1 pseudogene is annotated in these 243 nt (G+C 70.4%); it reads right to left on the reverse strand.

The annotated features are described in order from the left end of the window. Nucleotides 1-243 (reverse strand): annotated as a pseudogene (locus tag AC0L17_RS34750) (hypothetical protein); the annotation flags it as partial.

The following is a 243-nucleotide window of genomic DNA, read 5'->3' on the forward strand; positions in this document are numbered from 1 at the left end:
TTATGGCGGCATCCGCGGCGCTGAGATCGGAATGGGCCGCCTTCAGCGCGTCCGCCCAGGCTCCGTTGCTCTGCCCCTCCTGCCGCGGCGTCTCCGCCTCGATCACGGCCAGCCTCGCCTTGTCCTGGGCCGACACCGCCTGGAACGCCGCCCTCCTGGCGATATTGCTCTTTGCGGCGCCGACGATTATGGCGGCATCCGCGGCGCTGAGATCGGAATGGGCCGCCTTCAGCGCGTCCGCCC

The organism is Mesorhizobium sp. WSM4829 (genome assembly GCF_055811475.1).